This window comes from Lactobacillus sp. JM1, from assembly GCF_009834385.1.
Classification (GTDB): Bacteria; Bacillota; Bacilli; order Lactobacillales; family Lactobacillaceae; genus Lactobacillus; species Lactobacillus paragasseri.
In genome coordinates, this window is sequence record NZ_CP044412.1 from 579893 (window position 1) to 596357 (window position 16465).

Consider the following 16465-nt stretch of genomic DNA (forward strand, 5'->3'; position numbering starts at 1 on the left):
GGCTATGATTTTTGAAAAGCTTTTTTCTAAAGAGAATAAAAAAGATGAGATAGTTGATGTAAAGTTAAGTGATAAAAAGTTCAATGAATTAAGAATAAAGCTAAGTATTGGAGACGTAACAGTTGAACAAGGCGAGAATTTTTCGGTTAATTTTACTGGGAAAAGACACTACTTACCGCTTATTCGCTTAGAAGATGGTAAACTACGACTTAAGCAAAAAATGAATTTGATTGAAAAGGGAGAAGCTCACTTAAAAGTTGTGATTCCTGCAAAGGCTACTTTGGATAGTCTTGATATTCAAACTAGTAGCGGTGATATTGAGATAGTTGATATTAAGACTGAAAAGGCATATCTTAAATCGACTGAAGGTAGAGTTAGAGTAAGACGAGTGGCGATAGCTGAGTCACTTCTTGAATCAACAGATGGAAATGTAACAGTACGAAATAGTGATCTGGCCGATGGCAAGTTAGCGACATATGATGGCGAAATCAAAGTATCGGGATCTATTTTATCTAAGATTTCTTTAAATGTAACAGATGGAGATATGAATCTAACTGATGTTACGATTGACGAAGGCAGCGCAAATTTAAAGGCTGGCAACTTTACGCTCGATCATGCTGTATTTAAGAGTGATTATGAAATAAAGAATATTGAAGGAAATAATACCGTTGATTGTAAAATCAAATTGAACACTTTAGAAAAATAAAAAGTCCATTCGGACCTGTTTGATAGAATGTTAATAACCACAAAAACTTTCTATTGGAGGTCAAAATGGACTCTTTACATTCTACCATGAACCAGCACGTTAAAGGAAAGCATTTATCATTTGAAGAGCGAGTTATTATTCAATTGCGTTTGAAAGATGGCTGCTCTTTGCGTGCAATTGCTCGTGAACTCAACTGTTCTCCTTCTACTATCAGTTATGAGATTAAACGTGGCACTGTAAAACTGTATCATGGTAAAGTCAAAAGATACAAGGCTACTCAAGGACATGATGTATATCAAGCTCATCGTAAAAATTGTGGGCGCAAATCAGACTTTCTCAAAAAAACTCAATTTATTCACTATGTCCACAAACATTTCTTTAAAGACGGTTGGTCGCTTGATGTTTGCAGTAATCGTGCCACTGCTGCTGGCGAATTCTCTAGCAGCGATGTTGTCTGCACCAAAACTCTTTATAATTACGTTGATAAGGGCTTATTAGGCATTTATAATTACGACTTGCCTGAGAAGCTTAAACGCAATACCAAGCTTCATCGTGTTCGCAAAAACAAGAAAAAGCTTGGCAGAAGTATTGAAGAACGTCCAAAAGAAATTAGTGAACGTAATGAATTCGGTCATTGGGAATGCGATTTGGTTCTTGGACATAAGACTAAAGATGATGAAGTGCTGTTAACCTTATCTGAGCGCATGAGTCGTGAATTCTTAATTATTCGTATTCCCGACAAGACTTCTATCAGTGTCATGCAAGCCTTTAAAGAACTCCAAAGACAATACAGTGAACACTGGAATGATATTTTTAAAACTATTACCACTGATAATGGTTCAGAATTTGCGGATCTGTCCAACCTAGAAGAAGCATCCAATACACTGGTTTACTATGCCCATCCTTACACTTCTTGTGATAAGGGAACAGTTGAAAGACACAATGGTCTTATTCGCAGATTCATTCCTAAAGGAGAAGCAATAGCTAACTATTCTTTACAAAATATCATTGATATTGAAACCTGGTGCAACTCATTGCCAAGAAAGATCTTAGCTTATCATACACCAGATGAAATCTTTGAAAGAGAATTAGATCGAATCTATCAAGCAGCTTAACCAAAAGTGTTCAATTTATTATTGCAATTTACGAAGGAAATAATACTGTTTGGAGTGCAAATTTAAAATATGCCCATGTAAGAACGGCAAATGGTTTAAATAATATTTCGTTTGATCCACAACCTTCAGGCGTTGTTTTAACAATGACAACGGTAGATGGAGATAATGTAGTTGAGTAGAAAAAATAAACCTCGTAGAATAACCTACGAGGTTTATTTCTATTTAACGTTACTTAAAACTGAACGAATTTTAGTAGTAAGCATATCAATTGCTACATCATTTTCGCCGCCTTCTGGAACGATGATGTCAGCGTAGCGTTTAGTTGGTTCAATGAATTGATTGTACATTGGTTTAACGGTCTTTAAGTATTGATCAATAACTGAATGAACTGAACGACCACGTTCTTGCGTGTCGCGCTCTAATCGTCTAATGAAGCGAATGTCATCATCAGTATCGACAAAGACCTTGATACTCATTAAGTTACGTAAGTTTTCTTCACCAAGGACGAGAATACCTTCTAGGATAATAATATCAGCTGGTTCGGTGTGAATCGTCTTTTCGCTTCGAGTATGAGCAGTAAAATCGTAAACTGGCATTTCAACTGCCTTATAGTCCATTAATTGACGAAGTTGGTCAACAAGTAGTGGCATGTCAAAGGCATCGGGATGATCGTAGTTAATCTTCTTACGCTCTGACATTGATAAGTCATCGTTATTTTTGTAATAAGAATCTTGCGTCATAATTAAAATATGGTCATCTTGTTGTAATTGGTCATAAATTTCATGGGCAATGGTCGTTTTACCACTACCTGAACCACCGGCAATTCCAATGATAATAGGGCGTTTACTTTGCACGATTAAAATCTCCTTTTTTAAACTATTACAATAATACCTTAAAATTACGCTCTGTGATAGATTTACAGGCAATAATATTGACAAATATGTGTTTTTTCTGAACATGTGAAGTAAAATAAAATTGAAAGTGTTATATATGGTTTTAAAAAGAAGGTTTTACTTTGACTGCTCAAGAAAAAGTCGCAATCAAGAATTGGAATCCCCGATATCGGAGAAATGTTTATTTATATCTATGGATTTACGGAATTTTAGGTGCGGTAACTGGAATTACTAATGATGCAGCTTTGTCATACTTTGATATAGTAGCACCAGGATTAATTTCAGGTCTGAATATCTTTAATGCGATTACTGCATTATTAATGTCGTTGATGATTGTTTGGGTGCATGAATTAGGTTATCGTAAAATTTTGTTGATTTTGCCGCCTTTAACTTCTATTTTCCTGGCGTTAACTACTATTACAACTAATCAAATAATTATTATGTTTGCCTACATTATTTCATGGACTGCAATTGGAGTTTATGACTTAATGTATCCTTTGATGTGGACTTCTTATGTACCTAAAGAAATCAGAACTAAGATGTTTACAGTAGTAATGGTTGTAAACTTAGTTGCTCAAACTATCTTAACTTTTATCGGTGGAAAAGCAGTAGTGTACTTCTTTAGTAAGATGCAGGGTATTTCTTATGATATTGCTTCTAATCTATCTGCTCATACCGCCCAATTAAGTGGGAGTTATCTAGCTAATTATACCAATGCCTTTAGAATAGTATTGATTTTGACTGCTTTAGTTAATGTAGTTGCTTTTGTATTAGCAATCTTTATTAAAGATGAGCCAAAGGACTATCGAACCGTGGGGATGAAGAAACCGCAAACGCCAGAAGAGAAGAAAAAAGCTTTTGAAGCTTTGATTAATAAAAAGACGATTATGTGGATCTTGTATATTGCAGGTATTCAACTAGGTGCTAGATTGGTTGTTCCTTATATTCCAATTTACTTGAATGAATATCTGCATATTCCCCGGGGAATTACTTCAACAATTAATACCTTTCAGACCGCAGCGATGTTTATTGGATATTTCTTTGCTCCATTCTTAGCCAAGAAGCTAGGTGCCATTGTTTCTATTGCTGCTGGAACCTTAACTTGTGCACCATTAATGTTTTTAATGGCTAACGGTCGACACTTCGGCACTGGAATTACTCTTTTTGTAATTGTAGGGGTTTTGCTATTCTTACGTAGTGGTTTAGCAAATGCAACAATGCCAATTCAGCAAGAAGTACAGATGATTATTGTTGATAAAGATATGCGTCCAGCCTTTACTGCTGTGGTTCAGATTGCATATGCGGTAATTGGAATAATTGATGGATTATTTACAGCCTTTTACTTACTTAAGACGCCAGCTGGGTATGCGAATGCATATTACATTGCGACTGCCCTATATGTAGTAGTAAGTATCTTATTAATTGCAATGTTTGCTAAACAATATAACTGGATCTTAGACGAGAAGAAGAGCACATCTAATGAAAAATAGTTAATTGATAACTTAAGAATAATAATAAAATACCGAATTAGTCGTAAAAGTGACTGATTCGGTATTTTTGGTATTTTCGAGGGATGAAAGATGGTAATATTTAAGACATAAAAATAATATTGATTATTTAAGGAGAAGAATAATGAAAGAAATTAGAAAAGAAAATATTGTTAAAACTACTACTTTGAGTGAAGAAGAAATGATTGAAGTTGTTGGTGGTACTAGAGTAAATGGTTTTGTTAATGGAAATTTTAGTAAAGGTATATTTTACTGGACGCGCAACATTTGGAAATAAAAATGTTGTTAGTTTATAGCTTTTTAATGCTTATTTCTGGAATAACTGATTTATGGATATTTTTTAGAGTTTCTCAAATTGCAGCTAGTAAAAAAAATATTTTGATTCTCGGTGGAGTGTTATTCTTACTTCCAATTTTATGTGGAGGAGTTGTTGAACTAGCCACTTTTTTGGAAATTTTATTTTTCATATTTTATTTTAGAAAGAGTAAAGAAAAAAATTTGGCTATTGGGGCAATTTTAATTGTAGGAGTTGTAGATTCCATAATAGATATACTAGGTAGTATCTTAATGGAGCTTTTACATATTGAGGATATAATTTATCTTAATTTATTAGTCCAAATTAGTATTATACTTCTTGCAGTTTTTATAATTGAGATCTTCTATAAGCATCTTCACTCATATTTAATGAATGAAAATCACAATGTGTTTATAGGACTGTTGATCTATCTATATGTTTCCACTACTTTAACAATGATTTTTTATGGACAAACCCAGAAAAATGCATCGTTAAGTATGTTTTTTACAATTTTTGTATTAATTCAAATAGTTTTTGCTATGGCGACTTACGTGGAACTAATAAATATTCAAAAGCATCTTTTAAAAAAATCACAACAAGATAAATTAATAAAAGAGCAAAAACAATTACAAGACTATGCGCAATATCTTGAAGAGAGCGAAGATGAGTTACGTGCTTTTCGGCATGATTATCGAAATATGTTTAACTCATTAAAAATCAGTGCACAAGAAGGAAATACTAAAGAAGTAATCCAAAAGCTTGATGAATATACTAAGGCCAATTTAAATGCAAAAGCATTTGAAAAATATAGAGATGTTAATCATATAAAAATAAAATCTCTCAAAAGTATCATTATTGCTAAGTTAACAGAAATGTATAGAGAACATATTCCATATAATTTTGAATGTAGCAGTGAAATTACGAAATTGCCTAAAAATATTAATGAAATAGATTTAGTCAGAATCGTCGGTATAAGTTGTGACAATGCGATTGAAGAAAGCAAAGTATTAATAGAGCAAAGTCAAGAAGCTCATATTGAAATTATGGCTTATTCAAACGAACGTGGTGAATTTGAATATGAAATACAAAATAAACGAGGTGATTCTGAAATTTCAATTAAACAAATACAACAAAACGGTTATTCAACAAAGAAAAGTCACTCTGGCTTGGGCTTAGCCAATATCAATAGTATTAAAAATAAATATGAAAATATGACTATTTCTTATGAAGTGCCTGAAGGATACTTTGATTTCTATCTCGTGATTGAACCAGAGGAGGAAAGTGAAGAATGAAATATTCCGTAATCGTTTGTGATGATGACGAAGTATTAGCAAAAAATTTAGCGAAAAATATTAAATATGCAGTTAGTAACTTTACCGATGATAATCCAGTCTACGAAAATATTGAAATCAATTTAGAGCTAGTTGCTAATACATTTGAGCAAGTTGTAAGTTATGTAGTTGCTAATGATATTCAAAATGCAATTTACTTTTTAGATATTGAATTAAGTCAAAATTCAAAAGCTAAAAACGGAGTAGACTTAGCAGAATTTATTAAAAAGCAAGATCCAAATGCACAAATAATTTTTGTTACTGCTTATGACAAATATGCTCCTTTAACTTATCGTAGAAGAATTGGTGCTATTGATTATATTAATAAGGCCTTAGATTCAAGAGAAATGATGCAGCGATTAGAAGAAACCTTGACTGGCGCCGTTCAAAGTATCAATAATCTTATGAAATCAGGAAGAAAAGAACTTATCTATAAAATTGGACGGAGAGTTAATAAAGTTGAAGACACGACTATTTATTATCTTGAAAATAGTACTTCACAACACAAAGTTAATTTGATAACTGAAACTGGTGTAGCTGAATTCAGAAGTAATATCTCCAAAATTAACGAAGAAAATGATTTTTTAGTTAAGGTATCTCAATCTTGTGTAGTAAATCCAAATAATATCAACAGCATCGACTTTTCAAAAAAGACAATAAAGTTTCCTAATGGAGATGAAGTAGTGTTCGCTCGTAGTTGCAGAAAAACTGTTGAGGATCTATTAAATAAATATCCAGAAATTAATGTTAAGTAAAAGGTAAGACTTATGTTATTCAAATATAAATCCGTATACGTGCCACAAGTGGATGAGATGGATTGCGGCGTTGCTTGTCTAGCAATGATCTTAAAGCAATATCATTCTCGCGTATCTTTAGCACATTTACGTCATGAAGCTCGTACTAATCTTGAAGGCACAACTGCTTTAGGACTAGTGAAGACAGCACAAAAATTTAATTTCAAAACAGAAGCCGTAAAAGCAGATATGTCTTTATTTGATGAGAATAGTATTCAATATCCTTTTATTGCCCACGTCCTAAAACAAGGAGAACTACTTCATTATTACGTAGTTCTTAAAAATGCTAAGAATTATTTAGTAATTGCAGATCCTGATCCATCAGTTGGTGTAGTAAAGATGCCAAAAGACAAATTTGCTCAAGAATGGACTGGTGTTGCACTCTTTATGGTTCCTAACGAAGACTTTGAACCAATCAAAGAAAAGAAGAATAATTTATGGTCTCTCTTTCCATATATGTTTAAACAAAAGCGGCTGATGATTAACATCATTTTAGCCGCTTTATTAATGACCATAATTAGTATCTGTAGTTCATATTTTGTTCAAGGAATAATTGATACTTACATTCCAGATGGAACCTATCAGACTCTTTCGATCTTAGCTGTTGGACTATTAATTGCTTATGTCTTTAATTCAATTTTTTCTTATGGACAGAATTTTTTATTAAATATTTTAGGTCAAAGATTAAGTATTGATCTAAATCTGCGATACATCAGGCATATTTTTGAATTACCAATGGAATTCTTTGTAACAAGAAGAACGGGTGAAATTACTTCGCGTTTTTCTGATGCAAGTAGAATTATTGACGCTTTGGCAAGTACAGTTATTTCGCTCTTCTTAGACCTCTCAATTGTGATTGTGATGGGATTAGTCTTAGCAGCACAAAATATGACATTATTTGGGATTACACTGTTAGCTTTGCCTATTTATGCAGTTGTAATTCTAGGTTTTACTAAAAAGTTTGAAAAACTAAATAACGAACAAATGGAAAGTAATGCTGTTTTGAGTTCTTCAGTTATTGAAGATATTCAAGGAATTGAAACTATTAAAGCTTTAAATAGTGAGAATACAAGATATAGAAGAATCGACAGTCAGTTTGTAGATTACTTAAAGAAGTCATTTAAATATAGTAAGACTGAGAGTTTACAGACAGCACTCAAGACATTTATTCAATTATCTCTTAATGTAATTGTTCTTTGGGTTGGTGCAAAGATTGTAATGCAAGGACAATTGAGCATTGGTCAGTTAATGACGTTCAATGCATTGCTGGCATATTTCATTGATCCCTTGCAAAGTATTATTAATTTACAACCGCGACTTCAATCAGCTAGTGTTGCTCAAAATCGATTAAATGAGGTCTATCAAGTAAAAAGTGAATTCAATCAGAAGGCTACTATTGAAGATCGTAAGCTCCTAGAAGGAAATATTGAATATAAGAATGTGGATTATAGCTATGGTTATGGCACAGATGTCTTAAAAGATATTAATCTCAAAATTAGCCAGGGCGAAAAATTAACGATTGTTGGAATGAGTGGTTCTGGAAAATCTACGATGGTTAAGTTGTTAGTAGATTTCTTTTCGCCAAGTAAAGGTCAGGTTACATTAAATGGACATGCAACAAGTGAGATTGATAAGCATACGTTGCGGTCATATGTAAATTATGTACCTCAAACTCCATATATCTTTTCTGGAACAGTTAAAGAGAATTTGTTGTTAGGTTGTAGGCCAGATATCACTGAAGAAGATGTAATAAAGGCTTGTCAAATTGCTGAGATTGACCAAGAAATAGCTAATCTACCTTTGCAATTTGAAACAAAATTAGATGAAAATGCCAAAATTTTATCTGGTGGACAAAAACAAAGGTTAACTATTGCCCGGGCATTACTATCTCCTGCAAAGGTATTTATTTTTGATGAAGTAACAAGTGGCTTAGATACAATTACTGAGAAGAAAGTGATTGATAATTTGATGAAGCTAAAGGATAAGACAATTATCTTTATTGCGCATCGACTAGCAATTGCAGAACGGGCAGACAAGGTAGTTGTAATTGATCATGGTCAAATAGTTGAAGAAGGCAGCCACAGCGAATTGATGAGTAAGCATGGTTTTTACTATGACTTAGTGAAGGGATAGGTGAGTACAGATGGATGCAAAAGAGTATGAAAGTACAGAATTCTATTCCTATAAGTTCAAGAATTTCTCGACAATGATTATTATTCCAGCCGCTATTTTTGTTCTACTTTTATTTATTGGATCTTTTTTTGCTGTTAGACAGAGTACAGTCTCTTCGGTTGGCGTTGTTGAACCAACGGTTGTAATTAATCAGAAAAATGTTAGCTATGATGAGGGACAAGTCGTTACAAAACATGGTCAAAAATGGGTAGCTCATGTTGATCAAGATAGTGGGATTAGTTTAATGCCTGTTATGAAAGCTAAAGGAAAAGTGAGGATTGTTACCTATGTGCCCACTAATAAAATCTCGTCTATTAAGAAGGGGCAGAAGTTAAACTTTTCTGTACCTACAGTAGACGGCTTGAATAGTAGATTAACTGGTAAGGTAAAGGAGATTGGTGTTTATCCAATAAATGTGAACAAGCAAAGTATGTATGAAGTTATTTCGATTGCCAAAGTTAGTGATATAAATGTTAAGTACGGAATGCAAGGTAATGCCACAATAGTGACAGGTCGTAGCACATATTTTAACTATTTTTTAGATAAGGTATTGAATAAAAGATAAATTTGATAGAATAAAAAATTAAAATTTTATTAATCTAAAGATAAAAATATAAGTGAATAAAAAAGAGATGTTAGATAAGAATATTGATTTGCAAAGAGCAATATTTCATATAAAGCAAGATATTAATTTGTATTCTGTAGTGTATGGATTTAAATTGCCTGAAACTTAATTTTGGGAACGAATTTGGATAAAATATACTGTTTTGGTTAGTAAGTAAGCAATATTAATCCATATAAAAAATAAATTGTTTTTTATAGTAGGCTAAATATATAAAGATTATTAATTATAGGAGGTCTTTATTATGAAAAATTTTAATACATTATCATTTGAAACATTGGCTAACATAGTTGGTGGGAGAAATAATTGGGCTGCTAATATAGGTGGAGTAGGTGGAGCGACAGTCGCTGGATGGGCTCTTGGAAATGCAGTTTGCGGTCCTGCTTGTGGCTTTGTTGGAGCACACTATGTTCCAATAGCATGGGCTGGCGTAACGGCAGCTACTGGTGGATTCGGAAAGATAAGAAAGTAGGGAATTAATATGGCTTTAAAAACATTAGAAAAACATGAATTAAGAAATGTAATGGGTGGAAACAAGTGGGGGAATGCTGTAATAGGAGCTGCTACGGGAGCTACTCGCGGAGTAAGTTGGTGCAGAGGATTCGGACCATGGGGAATGACTGCCTGTGGCTTAGGAGGTGCTGCAATTGGAGGATATCTGGGATATAAGAGTAATTAATTTATATAGAGATTTATGTTATTCTTTGTAACTATTATTAATGTAATACTTTTTTTAGGTAACTTGTATCAAACGGGCTTTAATTATTTTAACTTTAATCAATTGCAAGCACTTTTACTAACTATTTTTCTTATTGTTACTGTAATAGTTATCGCTATTAATAAAAAATTAGAAAGAGGTTATGATCTTTCTTTTTTTGCACTTTATTTGTATTGGCCAATTTATGTTTTTGAAGTTAAATTATATAATTCAACAAATTATAAAGATGGAATAGAATTTTGGGTTTATTTCGTACTAATTTTGGCCATATCGTTTGTAATAGGAAAAATATTAAAAAGAATCATAAGAAAGTAATAATAAAACTGAAAGTACTAAATTAGTTTTTGAATGACTGATTTAGTGCTTTTTCTACTTTCTCCTTTATTTAAGTAAATATGAAAATCTAATAGATTTACTTAATGTTAAGCTTATTTTATAAAATTTTGAAAGAGATGGGATTACATGGAATTAAATAAGAAAATCACTACATTAATGTATCTGGGAAAAACTCAGAAATTAAGAAATGCTATTAAATCTTGATATTAATAAACCTTGGTTTAATAACGTTTTTCTTTTGAGTAAAAATCCAGAATTAACTAAAAATAGACTTCTTTCCCAGACACTACTTATCGTTTTGTTTGCTAAGCCAGTAAATGCGCAAGAAGTATAAAATACACAACTTCAAGAAATAAAAATAGAAAAGTATGCTGATGTATCACCTCAGAAATATGAAAACAATGTTTGAGATCAAATATGACTCAAGTTAAGGATTTAATTAGTAAACGCGATAATAAAGAATATTTGCTTTATATTGGACGTCCAACTTGTTATTACTGTCGTGAATTTTTTCAGCATTAAAGGAATTTAATCGGGTAACAGGTGAAAGTCATTATATTTTGATATTTGATGCAAGGTAATGCCACAATAGTGACAGTACGCAGTACATATTTTGAATATTTTTTAGATAAGGTATTGAATAAGCGGTAAATTTGATAGAATAAAACGACATTAAATTATATTATGTGAGGATAAAAAGATGAACGAAACCAAATTAAAAGAGATGTTAGATAAGATTAAAGCAAACTCTGATATTGCAACTGATCCAGAAGCTCAAAAATTGATTGACACCGCTATTGAAAAATTGGATAAGGAAATTAATTTACAAAAGGTAGTATTTAATCTAAAGCAAGATATTAATTTGTATTCTGTAGCACATGGATTCAAATTGCCTGAAACTTTGACCAAGTTGCAACTTTTATTAGATAAAGATCTCGACAAGTGGGCTGGGGCTGGTGAAACTTTGTCATTGACTAATTTTTAGATAAATCAGTATTCAAGCACTAGGCACTATTGAACTTGGCACGTAGTAAATAAATACCAAATTTGTCATAAAAAAGACCAAATAGGTCTTTTTTATTTTTTGCCAATTTTTAAATGCTAAAATCATAGCAAGATCTTTACAGGAGAAGAAAGAAAATGAATGATAAACAGCTTATTTTTTATTCTATTCTTAGCGGAATTTTAATTAGTATTCTTGCTAGCTTGGGTGATCTTGCAGTTGGAAGTCAGCTAACTTTTTGCATAATTTTAGGGAATATCCTATGTGGAATAATCTTTGCCTATTTAGTATTTGAATTTATAAAAAGAATGAAAAATAAGAAATTAAAAGTATAAAGGAAGACTACCAATGAAATGGATTGAAACAATTAAAAATAAGGAAACAAATACGGAAGAATGGATAGTGGTTGTACTAAGCTTAATCTTTGCAATTTTTGTAAGAAAAATATTCTTCTATTTCGTAAATATTGATAGTGTAGTCCTAAACTTTGCAATCGGAATTACTAGTATGTGGATTTTCTCAATTACTTATTATTATATGAAAGACAAGTTGCAACAACGCTTAAAGAATAGAAAATAAGAAATATAGGTATGAGCAAAAGAAGAACTTATTAAAAAAAGTAAATAATTTATATATCTAAATACCAAATTGGTAATATATTAGGTCAAATCAGTCATTTTCAAGTTTTACAAAAAATGATAGTAAAATTAATGAATAAATGATAATATTTGGAAACAAAACTACTCTTTGGAGGACAGAAATATGAAAAATGAATTGAAACAAGTGTTGAATGACTTTATCGCACTTGCTAAGACTCATTATGATAGGAAAGGCAATGAATACTTACTAGAACAACTTGAAGTTGCTTTAGACAAGTTAGAACATAATGTTCAAGATGAAGTAGATGAAGCCCGTGCAACTTATCAAAATATAAATACTATTTGTCTTACTAACTATCTTTACTTGGAAACAGATGAAGAAGCATTACTTGAAAAGATTAAAAAAATTTCAATGAGTAAAGGCTGGCTTGGTGGCTTAAACAGCTGGAATACAACTAATACTTGGCCTGGAAGATAAGAAAAACATAAATATCAAAAGAAAAATTTAACAAAGAATGAAGAGTAGTCGAAGGCTACTCTTTTTTTAATATATTAACTTTATGTGCATATTTTTTAAAAGTGAACTAAAATGGATCTGTAAAAAGGAATAGAAGTGATAACTTTGACTAAAAATGATGAAAACGATGAGATAATTAAGGTTGCTCAATTATCTGTTGAAGATGCACTGAAGGAATTAAATACTAGTCAAAGCGGCTTAACAATTGATGAAGTTCATACATTGCAGCAAAAATATGGAAAGAATATTTTTGCCAAAGCAAAACAGGAGCCACTTTGGAAGAAATTTTTAACTAATTTTACTAATTTAATGGCGATTCTGCTTTGGGTAGCAGGTATTATTGCTTTTTGTGCTGATTTAGTGCAATTAGGAATTGCTATTTGGGCAGTAAATATCATTAATGGTATTTTTAGTTTTTGGCAAGAATTTCAAGCTGATAAGGCAACTGAGGCCTTAGCGAATATGCTCCCTTCTTATACTCGTGTTGTAAGAAATGGTAAGGAAGAGAAGATTTTAGCTAAAGACTTAGTGCCTGGCGATATCGTTAAGCTTGAAGAGGGAGACGATATTCCAGCTGACATTCGTGTAATTGCAGCTACAACGGCTCAAGCAGATCAGTCCTCACTGACTGGTGAAGTGAACCCAGTTCATAAGGGGGCACATGCTGTTGAAGACGTTAAGAAGAAAAATCACGCTGATCTTAATAACATGATTTTTTCTGGTACTAATATGATGAAGGGCAACATTACCGGTGTTGTTGTCAAAACGGGCATGAATACTGATTTTGGTAAGATTGCTGAATTAACTCAAAACGTTGCTCAACAAAAGAGTCCGCTTGAAAAGGAACTAGATACTTTAACTAAGCAGATTTCAATTTTGGCAATTTCAATTGGAATTATTTTCTTCCTAATTGCTACTTTCTTTGTTCACTATCCTTTAGTAAAGGGCTTTGTTTTTGCCCTGGGAATGATTGTAGCCTTTATTCCAGAAGGATTAGAGCCAACAGTTACTTTATCTTTAGCTGGTGCAGTACAACGAATGGCAAAAAAGCACGCTTTAATTAAGCGCTTGTCTAGTGTAGAAACGTTAGGTTCAACATCAGTGATTTGTTCTGATAAAACAGGAACTTTAACTAAGAACGAAATGACAGTTAAGGAACTTTGGACACTAGAAAAGAGTTATCATGTGTCAGGTGAAGGCTATGCTGTTCGTGGTCATATTAAAGAGGGACCAACGCATGTTTTTGCTAAAGATAACGATACTTTAAAAGAAGTATTACTTGGTGGCGTTTTTGCAGACAACGCAAGAATTCAAGCACCAGATAAAAAGCATGTCCGTTATCAAATCTTGGGCGATCCAACTGAAGCATGCCTTGAAGTGGTTGCTCGAAAAGGTAAAGTTGATGTTGAAGCTGAATTAAAAAATACGCCGCGAGTTAAAGAACTACCATTTGATTCAAGTAGAAAAATGATGACGGTAATTCAAAGCTTTGATGGCACACACCGTTTTAATACCTATACTAAGGGTGCTCCAAATTGTGTGGTTGATAAGTGTACTTCTTATTTAGAACACGGTGAGATAAAACCTATTACCCAGGAAATAAAAGATAAGATTATGCGAGCTAATGATGGCTATGCGAAGGATGGACTGCGTGTTTTAGCAGTTGCGGGACGTAATCTTGATCAAAAGATGATGAACAATTTAGACTCAGCAACGATTGAGACGGTTGAAGAAAATCTTACTTTCTTAGGTTTAACAGTCATGATGGATCCACCAAGAGCAGAAGTATATAAAGCTGCTCGTGAGTGTCGCAAAGCTGGAATTAAGGTAACGATGGTTACCGGTGATTATGGTTTAACTGCTAAAAGTATTGCGCGCCAGATTGGTTTGACCGATCCAGATAAGCCTTTAACTGTAATTACAGGGGATGCTTTAAAGACAATGCCAGATGATGAATTAAGACATTATCTTGAAGGTGAAGTTGTCTTTGCTAGAATGGCACCTGAGCAAAAATATCGTGTCGTTTCTATGTATGAAAAAATGGGCAAGATTGTTGCTGCTACCGGTGACGGTGTTAATGATGCTCCAGCCTTAAAGAAAGCCAATATTGGAATTGCCATGGGCGGTACTGGTACTGATGTTGCAAAAGAAGCAGCTGATATGATTTTAACTGATGATAACTTTGCTTCTATCGTTGGTGCAATTAAAGAAGGACGCGGTGTGTATAGCAATATTCGTAAGTTCTTAATTTATATTTTGAACTCAAACATGCCTGAAGCAGTTCCTTCAGTTTTGTTCTTGCTTTCAGGTGGCGCAATTCCGCTTGCTTTAACTGTAATGGAAATTCTATTTATTGACCTAGGAACAGATATGATTCCAGCACTCGGATTAGGACGTGAAGATCCTGAAAAAGGCATCATGGATCGACCTCCAAGGTCACCTAAAGATCACTTAATTAATAAGCATGTTTTAGCTAAAGCATTTTTATGGTACGGCTTAATTGCTTCAATTATTGCAACAGCAGCATTCTTTGGTGCTAACTTCTATCGTGGTCATATTTTTCCAAATTTACCAGTAGTAGGCTGGGATTATCGTCAAGCAACGACAGTAACTTTGGCTGCAATTATTTTTTGTCAGATTGCGGCAGTATTAAATATTCGTTATTCGAGACAATCAATGTTTAATAGGCATTTCTTCAAGAATTCCATGATCTTTATCGGAATTATTATGGAGATAGTTTTGTTACTATGTATTTCTTATGTGCCAGTTTTCCAGTCATTCTTTGGTACGGAGCCACTTAATGCACATGATTGGATTATGCTAGTATGTATTCCAATTCCGTTAATTTTAATTGATGAATTAAGAAAGTGGATTCTCAGGAAAAATTATAAAAAGTAAATAAACTTTAACTGCTAGTTTTAACTAGCAGTTTTTTCTTGCTAAAATATTAAAAATAAAGGTGGCGAAAGTATGAAAAAAGGATTGGTAATGGAAGGCGGAGCAATGCGCTGCATGTTTACCGCTGGTGTTATTGATACTTTAATGAAAGAAAAAATTAAGTTTGATGGAGCAATTGGTGTGTCAGCTGGGGCTGCATTTGGCTGTAATTATAAATCTGAACAAATAGGAAGAGTTTTACGTTATAACATTAAATATGCTCATGATCCTCGCTTATCAAGTTGGCAGTCGTGGCTAAAGACAGGAGATTTATATGGTGCTGATTTTTGCTACCGAGAGCTACCAGTTAAATTAGATATCTTTGATACAAATGCTTTTCAAAAAAATCCAATGGATTTTTGGTGTGTGGCAACTGACATTGATAATGGAGAAGCTGTATATCACAGGTTGTTGTCAGGTAAAGAGGCTGATTTAAAATGGATTCGTGCATCTTCTTCTATTCCAGTTTTTGCAAGGCCAGTAGAGATAGGTACTCGTAAATATTGGGATGGGGGAATTAGTGATTCAATCCCGATTAAATTTTTTGAAAAAATTGGCTATCAGAAGAATGTTGTAATTTTAACGCAGCCACTATCTTACCGAAAAGAAGCAAGTAAACTATACCCAGCGTTAGAGTTAGTATTACACAAGTATCCTGCTGTCTTAAAAAAATTGAAGACTAGGGCAACAGATTATAATGATGTCCTTAGTTACATTAGAAAAAAAGAAGTACAAGGCAAAATATTAGTTATCAGGCCTCCTTATCCTTTAGATATTGGTACGATGGAAAAAGATCCTAAGGAATTGAAACGAGTATACAATATTGGCGTAAAAGAAGCTCAAAATTGTCTAAAAGCAGTTCAATCTTATTTAAAAGAATAATATTTACTTGTCTTCATTGCGTTTCATTCGCTATAAT

General features: G+C 32.9%; 18 protein-coding genes. 17 read left to right on the forward strand and 1 reads right to left on the reverse strand.

The features are described 5' to 3' along the window. Positions 1 to 4: 4 nt before the first annotated feature. Together F3I00_RS02835 and F3I00_RS02840 are read left to right on the forward strand one after the other, a co-directional pair. Positions 5 to 706 (forward strand): DUF4097 family beta strand repeat-containing protein, encoded by a 702-nt coding sequence (locus F3I00_RS02835; protein ID WP_236547647.1) that lies wholly within the window; start codon positions 5 to 7, stop codon positions 704 to 706. Between the two features lie 65 nt (positions 707 to 771). Then, positions 772 to 1821, forward strand: a complete 1050-nt coding sequence (locus F3I00_RS02840; protein ID WP_024273054.1) for an IS30-like element ISLga1 family transposase — start codon at positions 772 to 774, stop codon at positions 1819 to 1821. 218 nt (positions 1822 to 2039) lie between these two features. Here the strand turns inward: F3I00_RS02840 and udk are convergent, their stop codons facing one another. Beyond that, positions 2040 to 2675 (reverse strand): uridine kinase, encoded by a 636-nt coding sequence (gene udk / locus F3I00_RS02845; protein ID WP_003649222.1) that lies wholly within the window; start codon positions 2673 to 2675, stop codon positions 2040 to 2042. 161 nt (positions 2676 to 2836) lie between these two features. Between udk and F3I00_RS02850 the strand changes: the two genes are divergently transcribed. From F3I00_RS02850 to F3I00_RS02930, 15 genes are all read left to right on the forward strand, one after another. After that, positions 2837 to 4204 carry an MFS transporter gene (locus tag F3I00_RS02850; protein WP_020806830.1) on the forward strand — a complete coding sequence of 456 codons (1368 nt, stop codon included), beginning with the start codon at positions 2837 to 2839 and terminating at the stop codon, positions 4202 to 4204. Positions 4205 to 4346: 142 nt separating this feature from the next. Further along, entirely contained in the window at positions 4347 to 4499 is a 153-nt protein-coding gene (locus F3I00_RS02855; protein ID WP_003649220.1) for a hypothetical protein, read from the forward strand. After that, a complete protein-coding gene (locus F3I00_RS02860) occupies positions 4490 to 5809 on the forward strand; it encodes a sensor histidine kinase (RefSeq protein WP_231110767.1) in 1320 nt (439 codons plus the stop codon). Before F3I00_RS02855 ends, F3I00_RS02860 begins: the two co-directional genes overlap by 10 nt. Continuing rightward, positions 5806 to 6603, forward strand: coding sequence for a LytTR family DNA-binding domain-containing protein (locus tag F3I00_RS02865; protein ID WP_003649217.1), 798 nt, complete (start codon positions 5806 to 5808; stop codon positions 6601 to 6603). Before F3I00_RS02860 ends, F3I00_RS02865 begins: the two co-directional genes overlap by 4 nt. Before the next feature lie 12 nt (positions 6604 to 6615). Then, complete coding sequence (locus F3I00_RS02870; RefSeq protein WP_003649216.1) at positions 6616 to 8775, forward strand: peptide cleavage/export ABC transporter; 2160 nt, start codon at positions 6616 to 6618, stop codon at positions 8773 to 8775. A gap of 10 nt (positions 8776 to 8785) precedes the next feature. Next, on the forward strand, positions 8786 to 9379 hold the full coding sequence (locus F3I00_RS02875; RefSeq protein WP_003649215.1) for an HlyD family efflux transporter periplasmic adaptor subunit: 594 nt from the start codon (positions 8786 to 8788) through the stop codon (positions 9377 to 9379). A gap of 301 nt (positions 9380 to 9680) precedes the next feature. Next, complete coding sequence (locus F3I00_RS02885; protein WP_049159833.1) at positions 9681 to 9908, forward strand: Blp family class II bacteriocin; 228 nt, start codon at positions 9681 to 9683, stop codon at positions 9906 to 9908. Between the two features lie 9 nt (positions 9909 to 9917). Further along, on the forward strand, positions 9918 to 10115 hold the full coding sequence (locus F3I00_RS02890) for a Blp family class II bacteriocin (RefSeq protein WP_003649213.1): 198 nt from the start codon (positions 9918 to 9920) through the stop codon (positions 10113 to 10115). A gap of 562 nt (positions 10116 to 10677) precedes the next feature. Continuing rightward, positions 10678 to 10824 (forward strand): hypothetical protein, encoded by a 147-nt coding sequence (locus F3I00_RS02900; protein WP_156235821.1) that lies wholly within the window; start codon positions 10678 to 10680, stop codon positions 10822 to 10824. 366 nt (positions 10825 to 11190) lie between these two features. Continuing rightward, on the forward strand, positions 11191 to 11475 hold the full coding sequence (locus F3I00_RS02905) for a bacteriocin immunity protein (protein ID WP_003649210.1): 285 nt from the start codon (positions 11191 to 11193) through the stop codon (positions 11473 to 11475). Positions 11476 to 11630: 155 nt separating this feature from the next. Then, positions 11631 to 11828, forward strand: coding sequence for a hypothetical protein (locus F3I00_RS02910; protein WP_020806826.1), 198 nt, complete (start codon positions 11631 to 11633; stop codon positions 11826 to 11828). 13 nt (positions 11829 to 11841) lie between these two features. Beyond that, positions 11842 to 12072, forward strand: coding sequence for a hypothetical protein (locus F3I00_RS02915; RefSeq protein WP_003649208.1), 231 nt, complete (start codon positions 11842 to 11844; stop codon positions 12070 to 12072). A 183-nt stretch (positions 12073 to 12255) separates the two neighbouring features. Beyond that, positions 12256 to 12570, forward strand: a complete 315-nt coding sequence (locus F3I00_RS02920; RefSeq protein ID WP_159310976.1) for a bacteriocin immunity protein — start codon at positions 12256 to 12258, stop codon at positions 12568 to 12570. A 135-nt stretch (positions 12571 to 12705) separates the two neighbouring features. Next, the gene (locus F3I00_RS02925; protein ID WP_024273036.1) at positions 12706 to 15507 is read left to right on the forward strand and encodes a cation-transporting P-type ATPase; all 2802 of its coding nucleotides are present in this window, start codon (positions 12706 to 12708) and stop codon (positions 15505 to 15507) included. A gap of 72 nt (positions 15508 to 15579) precedes the next feature. Continuing rightward, positions 15580 to 16428 (forward strand): patatin family protein, encoded by an 849-nt coding sequence (locus F3I00_RS02930; protein ID WP_020806823.1) that lies wholly within the window; start codon positions 15580 to 15582, stop codon positions 16426 to 16428. The last annotated feature ends 37 nt before the right edge of the window (positions 16429 to 16465 follow it).

What these genes read in the sequence shown, in the direction of transcription:
- F3I00_RS02835 (WP_236547647.1), top strand. Translation starts at nt 5, where the DNA reads ATGATTTTTGAAAAGCTTTTTTCTAAAGAGAATAAAAAAGATGAGATA.
- F3I00_RS02840 (WP_024273054.1), top strand. Translation starts at nt 772, where the DNA reads ATGGACTCTTTACATTCTACCATGAACCAGCACGTTAAAGGAAAGCAT.
- F3I00_RS02855 (WP_003649220.1), top strand. Translation starts at nt 4,347, where the DNA reads ATGAAAGAAATTAGAAAAGAAAATATTGTTAAAACTACTACTTTGAGT.
- F3I00_RS02865 (WP_003649217.1), top strand. Translation starts at nt 5,806, where the DNA reads ATGAAATATTCCGTAATCGTTTGTGATGATGACGAAGTATTAGCAAAA.
- F3I00_RS02870 (WP_003649216.1), top strand. Translation starts at nt 6,616, where the DNA reads ATGTTATTCAAATATAAATCCGTATACGTGCCACAAGTGGATGAGATG.
- F3I00_RS02875 (WP_003649215.1), top strand. Translation starts at nt 8,786, where the DNA reads ATGGATGCAAAAGAGTATGAAAGTACAGAATTCTATTCCTATAAGTTC.
- F3I00_RS02885 (WP_049159833.1), top strand. Translation starts at nt 9,681, where the DNA reads ATGAAAAATTTTAATACATTATCATTTGAAACATTGGCTAACATAGTT.
- F3I00_RS02890 (WP_003649213.1), top strand. Translation starts at nt 9,918, where the DNA reads ATGGCTTTAAAAACATTAGAAAAACATGAATTAAGAAATGTAATGGGT.
- F3I00_RS02900 (WP_156235821.1), top strand. Translation starts at nt 10,678, where the DNA reads ATGCTATTAAATCTTGATATTAATAAACCTTGGTTTAATAACGTTTTT.
- F3I00_RS02905 (WP_003649210.1), top strand. Translation starts at nt 11,191, where the DNA reads ATGAACGAAACCAAATTAAAAGAGATGTTAGATAAGATTAAAGCAAAC.
- F3I00_RS02910 (WP_020806826.1), top strand. Translation starts at nt 11,631, where the DNA reads ATGAATGATAAACAGCTTATTTTTTATTCTATTCTTAGCGGAATTTTA.
- F3I00_RS02915 (WP_003649208.1), top strand. Translation starts at nt 11,842, where the DNA reads ATGAAATGGATTGAAACAATTAAAAATAAGGAAACAAATACGGAAGAA.
- F3I00_RS02920 (WP_159310976.1), top strand. Translation starts at nt 12,256, where the DNA reads ATGAAAAATGAATTGAAACAAGTGTTGAATGACTTTATCGCACTTGCT.
- F3I00_RS02930 (WP_020806823.1), top strand. Translation starts at nt 15,580, where the DNA reads ATGAAAAAAGGATTGGTAATGGAAGGCGGAGCAATGCGCTGCATGTTT.